This window comes from Gordonia sp. i37 (assembly GCF_002043085.1).
Classification (GTDB): Bacteria; Actinomycetota; Actinomycetes; order Mycobacteriales; family Mycobacteriaceae; genus Gordonia; species Gordonia polyisoprenivorans.
This window is the reverse complement of sequence record NZ_MVPX01000360.1, coordinates 1-5,996: the sequence shown is the minus strand read 5'-3', so window position 1 is coordinate 5,996 and position 5,996 is coordinate 1. Positions and strand designations below refer to the sequence as shown.

The 5,996-nt window shown below is 66.4% G+C and carries 8 protein-coding genes; 5 read left to right on the top strand and 3 right to left on the bottom strand.

All coding sequences use genetic code 11. The annotated features are described in order from the left end of the window. The 3 genes from B1964_RS17540 to B1964_RS17530 form a co-directional block, all read left to right on the top strand. A partial coding sequence (locus tag B1964_RS17540) for a thioesterase domain-containing protein (RefSeq protein WP_253194042.1) occupies nt 1–741 on the top strand: 741 nt, incomplete at its 5' end. Between the two features lie 98 nt (nt 742–839). Continuing rightward, nucleotides 840–1,073: an MbtH family protein gene (locus tag B1964_RS17535; RefSeq protein ID WP_006370451.1), complete on the top strand. Its 234-nt coding sequence runs from the start codon at nt 840–842 to the stop codon at nt 1,071–1,073. A 277-nt stretch (nt 1,074–1,350) separates the two neighbouring features. Continuing rightward, complete coding sequence (locus B1964_RS17530; protein ID WP_006370450.1) at nt 1,351–1,695, top strand: hypothetical protein; 345 nt, start codon at nt 1,351–1,353, stop codon at nt 1,693–1,695. Between the two features lie 50 nt (nt 1,696–1,745). On the opposite strand, the gene B1964_RS17525 is transcribed toward B1964_RS17530, so the two are convergent. Both B1964_RS17525 and B1964_RS17520 read right to left on the bottom strand, forming a co-directional pair. Beyond that, on the bottom strand, nt 1,746–2,252 hold the full coding sequence (locus B1964_RS17525) for a DUF4190 domain-containing protein (protein WP_079930664.1): 507 nt from the start codon (nt 2,250–2,252) through the stop codon (nt 1,746–1,748). A gap of 202 nt (nt 2,253–2,454) precedes the next feature. Next, nucleotides 2,455–2,961, bottom strand: a complete 507-nt coding sequence (locus B1964_RS17520) for a hypothetical protein (RefSeq protein ID WP_006370448.1) — start codon at nt 2,959–2,961, stop codon at nt 2,455–2,457. Nucleotides 2,962–3,109: 148 nt separating this feature from the next. Between B1964_RS17520 and B1964_RS17515 the strand changes: the two genes are divergently transcribed. Next, nucleotides 3,110–4,234 (top strand): LLM class flavin-dependent oxidoreductase, encoded by a 1,125-nt coding sequence (locus B1964_RS17515; RefSeq protein WP_020170455.1) that lies wholly within the window; start codon nt 3,110–3,112, stop codon nt 4,232–4,234. Continuing rightward, nucleotides 4,231–4,878 carry a CE1759 family FMN reductase gene (locus tag B1964_RS17510; RefSeq protein ID WP_079930662.1) on the top strand — a complete coding sequence of 216 codons (648 nt, stop codon included), beginning with the start codon at nt 4,231–4,233 and terminating at the stop codon, nt 4,876–4,878. Before B1964_RS17515 ends, B1964_RS17510 begins: the two co-directional genes overlap by 4 nt. A gap of 19 nt (nt 4,879–4,897) precedes the next feature. Here B1964_RS17510 and B1964_RS17505 read toward each other — a convergent pair whose 3' ends face one another. After that, nucleotides 4,898–5,965 (bottom strand): pirin family protein, encoded by a 1,068-nt coding sequence (locus B1964_RS17505; protein ID WP_079930663.1) that lies wholly within the window; start codon nt 5,963–5,965, stop codon nt 4,898–4,900. Nucleotides 5,966–5,996: the final 31 nt, after the last annotated feature.

The window sequence follows — 5,996 nt, the reverse complement described above, 5'->3', positions numbered from 1 at the left end:
ATCTACGGCCTGCAGGACCCGCATGTGGTCGGTGGCGAACCGTCGATCACCGATGCCCACGCGCTCGCGCAGCGTTATGTCGCGCAGATCCGCGAGGTCGCACCGCATGGCCCGTATCGCATCCTGGGCTGGTCGGTCGGTGGTGTGATCGCGCATGCGATGGCCACGCGTCTGCAGAGCGAGGGCGAGACCGTCGATTTCCTCGGCGTCATGGACTCCGTACCGGAGGACCCGGGGGCGACCGAGCAGACCGTCGAGCCCGCCCCCGACGCGACCGCACGACCCGGCGCCGAGCAGGACGGTTCGGTGGTCGTCGACGTCCTCGGTGGCTGGCGCGACCTGTTCGATCTCGGTGACGACGTGCAGGCGTCCACGCCGGAGGAGGTCACCGCGATCATCCGGGCCCAGATCGCGGGCATGGGATTGCTGGGCGCCGACCAGGTCGATCGCATCATGACGAGCTTCGAGTTGTCGCCGCAGGTGGTCCTGGACTTCGTGCCGGCGGTCTTCCGCGGCGATCTGCAGGTGTTCACCGCGACCGAGGACAAGGACGATCCGCGCAGGATCGCCGAGGGGTGGCGCGCCTACGTGTCCGGGGAGATCCGCAACGTCGACGTCGCCACGCACCATCTGGGGATGGCCGATGCGGCGTCGCTCGCCGTCATCGGCCCGGTGCTCGACGCCGAACTGGCAGCGCTCGATTCCGTAGCGGAGGAGGGCAGGAGACCGGGGCGGGGTTAGTGCCGCCGACGAGGTCGGGGACGGTACGGTGAAAGACGACTGAGGTTCACCTAACCGCCTCGAGGACAACGACGATTGACTGAAGGAGTCGAGTAGAGATGACGAACCCATTCGACGACGAGAACGGCCGCTTCTACGTGCTCGTGAACGATGAGAACCAGCACTCGCTGTGGCCGACGTTCGCCGATATCCCGGCCGGCTGGACCAAGGTGTTCGGGGAGGATTCACGGGCCGCGTGCCTGGAGTACGTGGAGAAGAACTGGACCGATCTGCGCCCCAAGAGCCTCATCGACGCGATGGAGGCGGACAAGGCCGCCCGGGAGAACGGCTGAGCCGTCGAACGCAGGACGAGATGTCACGAAACGTCGCCGGGACCCCAGTGGTCACGGCGACGTTTCTTTTCAACATCAGACTCAGTAACCTCATGGATCACTCACGTCACACGCTCTATCGTTTCTGTTGACGGATATACCGATGTTGTTGTGGGCGTTACCAGTTTTAGTGTGTAATCCGCCACATTTCGCGCGGTAAGGTACCCATATCGTTACGCAGCGATTGATGCTTGATCGCAAGAAACCCTCGGTCGACGGGGAGGTTGATCGAAGGGTGATGACCATGAATCAAGTCAGCCGGGTGGGGGAGTGTCACATGAATGAACTACTGCAGGACATCCGCGACAGAGCGGACATGACGCCGTCGTTGCCGGCGGTGCGCTTCGGCGGGCACATGGTGACCTACGGCGAACTCGATCAGGCTCTCGACTCCTTCGAGGTGGTCATGGCGCAGCACGGCATGTCGCGTGAGGCGGCGTTCTACGCAGCCGTGCTCCACTCGGTCCCGGCGTTGGCCGAGATCTCCGACCCCGACGAGCAGGGCCGCAACATCGACCAGGTGGTCGCCTGGCTGGGCCGTCATCTCGAGCCCACCGTCGGACATCTGCGCGTCGCCGGCTGATCCGTCCCGGCCTGCGACAGCAGCGCGCGCACTTTGTGCCGCGCGCGGCTCTACAGCAGCGAGCCGACCATCAGGACGAGCGCGAGAATCGGTAGCCCGACCAGGGCGCTGCCCGTCCCCATCACGATCGACGCCACCGCGCGACCGGTGCCACGCATGCCCGGTGTTCGACGGATCGTGCGTACCGCGGCCACTCCCAGGATGATCGCCAGTATGCCCAGCACACCACCGATGCCGAGTGCCAGGGTCAGCGGCACCGAGGCCACGCCGCACACCACCGCTGCGGTTGCCGCCGGAGCGGTGCGTCCACGCGGATAGACGACAGGTCCGACGCCCGATGTTGTGAGCTCGGGGATCGGATCGAGTTCGGCCCGACCCCACAGGTCGCCGATCGGCGGCAGCGGCCCGTCCACGACATCGCTCCGGGCGCTGGGGATCTCGGAGAGCGGGGTCTCGGGTTCCACGGGTTCATCGACCAGATCGTTCACCTGAGGCCAGCGCGCATGACGATCGGTCACCGCGGGCGCAATCGGACGGGTGACCTGATCGGTTCGCACAGCGCCTCCCTCGGCATCGATGTCCCGGCCGTCACCGGGTCCTGCCATGCTACCGGCGCTCGCGTCGGGCAATCCGGTCCCAGCGTGATCGGTCCCAGCGTGATCGGTCCCAGCCGCATCGGTTACAGCCACACCGGTCGCAGATGCAGGAGCGCCGCACCGGAGGCTTCCGGTGCGGCGCTCGGGAGTGCGTTGTCGGAGGTCAGTGACCGCCGGCCATCGACTGCAGGAAGGTCACCGCGTCCCCGGAGAGCTTCCAGCTTCCGTCGACCTTGACGAACTTCATCTGCAGGCCGCTGGCGGAGTGTGCGCCGCCGACATCGAAGGTCACCAGAGCGGCATCGTTGCCGTCGCCGCTGACCTTGGTGACCTTGTAGGTGTAACCCATCTGCTTGGAGCCCTTGGCGAAGGCCTGGATCGCGGGCTTGGTCAGCGGGCTGCTGGTGTCGACGACGGCGTCGAGATCGGTGCTGGAGGTGTCGGGGTTCAGCGCCTTGTCCAGGATGGCCTGAGCCGCGGCGTTGTCGAGATCTGCGGGAGCGGGTGCGTCGCTGCCGGAGGATTCCGCGGCGCTGGATTCGGCGCTCGTCGCCGCCGAGGTGCTCGCGGTCGTGGTGGAGGCGTTGTCGTCGCTGCTCGAGCAGGCGGCAACGGTGAAGACGGCGGCACCGGCCAGGGCGGCCGCGGCAACGGACTTCCGAAGCTTCATGATTCTGACTCCCATCGAGGATCGGGTAAGCCCACACTAACTCACCCAGGTCAGCGTGCCCGGAAGATGGGGCATCCGAGGTCCGGAATTAACCGGACCATGGTCCGGTTAAGCTGGATGACAGTCCCGGAATCACAGGAGGCGCGACATGCAATTCGGACTCTTCAGCGTCAGCGACATCACGGTGGACCCGACCACGGGAGTTGCTCCCACCGAGCACGAGCGCATCAAGGCCATCGTCGAGATCGCCAAGAAGGCCGAGGACATCGGACTCGATGTCTTCGCACTCGGTGAGCACCACAACCCGCCGTTCTTCTCGTCGTCGCCGACGACGACGCTGGCCTACATCGCGGCACAGACCTCGACGCTGAATCTGTCGACGGCCACCACCTTGATCACCACCAACGATCCGGTGAAGATCGCCGAGGATTTCGCGATGCTCCAACACCTCGCCGACGGGCGGGTGGATCTGATGCTCGGCCGTGGCAACACCGGCCCGGTCTATCCGTGGTTCGGCAAGGACATCCGGCAGGGTATTCCGCTCGCGATCGAGAATTATCATCTGCTGCACCGGCTCTGGACCGAGGAGGTGCTCGACTGGGAGGGCAAGTTCCGCACCCCGCTGACGTCGTTCACCTCGACGCCCCGCCCCCTCGACGGTGTCGCGCCGTTCGTGTGGCACGGGTCGATCCGCAGCCCCGAGATCGCCGAGCAGGCCGCGTACTACGGTGACGGCTTCTTCGCGAACCACATCTTCTGGCCCGCAGAGCATTTCCAGCGTCTGATCGACTTCTATCGTGAACGCTACGAGCACTACGGCCACGGCAACGCCAACCAGGCGATCGTCGGGCTGGGCGGACAGTTCTTCATTCGCAAGAACTCCCAGGACGCGGTCCGCGAATTCCGGCCGTACTTCGACAACGCGCCGGTCTACGGGCACGGTCCATCGTTGGAGGATTTCAGTCGGGAGACCCCGCTGACGGTGGGCAGCCCGGCCGAATTCGTCGACCGCACACTGTCGTTCCGCAACACCTTCGGCGACTACCAGCGCCAGCTGTTCCTCATCGACCACGCGGGTCTGCCGCTGAAAACCGTCCTCGAACAACTCGACGAACTCGGCGCGGTCCTGCCGGAATTGCGTCAGGGATTCGCCGAGGGGCGTCCCGCAGAGGTCCCGGACGCGCCGACACACGCCTCGCTGGTGGCGGCGCGTGATGCCGCGGTGCACGCCGATGAGGAAGACGAGATACAGGAACACGAGGTGCAGGCATGATCCGACTGGTCGCGGTCAATGCCGGGCTCGGCGAGCCGTCGTCGACGAGGATGCTCGTCGACCGGCTCGTCTCGGCGGTGACCGGTGTGCTGGGTGAAAACCGGGTGCAGACAACGACAATCGATCTCCGCGACCTCGCCGTGGACCTCGGCCGGTCGATGGCCGCGGGCTTTGCCACCGGCGCTGCCCGCGCGGCCATCGACACCGTGCAGGGTGCCGATGCCCTGATCGTCGCCACCCCGGTCTTCAATGCGTCCTACTCGGGCCTGTTCAAGACGTTCTTCGATCTCGTCGACGTCGACGAGATGGCGGCCACGCCGGTCCTGATTGCCGCGACCGGTGGAAGCCCACGGCATTCGATGGTGCTCGACCACGCGCTGCGTCCGCTGTTCGGCTACCTGCGCATGATCGTGGTGCCCACGGGTGTCTACGCCGCCGCCGAGGATTGGGCGGGTGGCTCCGGTGACACCACCACCCTCGGTGATCGGATCGACCGCGCCGCAAGGGAACTCGCGGCGCTGCTCGAGAGTGGCATACAGCAGTCCCGGGCGTTCGCGGATGCGTTGTCCGACAACGACAGCCAGAACGACACCGCCGCCGAGTCCGCAGGCATCGCGAACTTCGCGCGGCTGCTCGGCACCTGAGCGCTCACGCCTCCTGCTCTCAGCCCTCCTGCGCCCGCCCCGGCACGTTCTCCCGCGCCCGCAGGCGCGTACCGGGGAGGGTGGGGGCGGGCAGGTGCTGGATCTCACCGGTGTACCCCTGCACCTGACCGAAGCGCTCACTGTGCGCCATCCACTCCTCGCGGAAGGCGACGATGTCGTCGTGGCTGCGCCCGATGAAGTTCCACCACATCACGATGTTCTCGTTCAGCGGTGCGCCGCCGAGGACGACGATGCGAGCTGCGCCCTCGGCGCGGTTGCGCAGAGCGATGGTGCTCGCGCCGAGTCCGACGTACCCGAGTTGGGTGCGTTCGATGGTGGGGGCGGTGGAATCGACGATGTCGACGCGGCCGGAGTCGACGAGGAATCCGTGTTCGAAGTCGTCGCGAACGTCGAGGGCGATCTCCGCGCCTGCCGGTAAATGGAGTTCGGCGCCGAGGAGCGGTGTGAAGGTGTGCACGGGGGAGGTGCTGCCGAGCAGCTCACCGAGGAAGACACGCGCGGTGACCTCGCCGACGGTGACCAGCGGTGGCGCGTAGTGCGCGAAATCCCGTGGCGTGTCCACGGCGTCGGCGGGCAGCGCGATCCACAGCTGCACGCCGTGGAGCACCGTGGTGTCGGGGGTGGACACCTCGGTGTGGGCGATGCCATGCCCCGCGGTCATCAGGTTGAGTTCACCCGGCCGGACCATCGCATGATTGCCCATCGTGTCGCGATGCTCGATCTCGCCGGTGAACAACCAACTCGCCGTTTGCAATCCGGTGTGCGGATGCGGTGGCACGTCCATTCCGCCGGTGACCGAGACGTCGTCGGGACCGTAGTGGTCGGCGAAACACCAGGCACCGATCAACGATCGGCTGCGCTGGGGCACGGTTCGGTGGACCGTCATCGCGCGCGGACCGCCGAGGGGGACGTCACGGGCGGTGAGGACCTCGGCCCGCAATGGACGTCGTTTCTCGCCCGACGAGTTCTGTGCCGACGAGTTCTGTGCGGACGAGTTCTGGGCGACCGCGTTCTGGGCGACGGTTCGGCATCCGACTTCCGCCGGCTGGGCTTCGAGATTGCTCACGTGCGACACCGCCTGACTGGCTGGGGGCGGG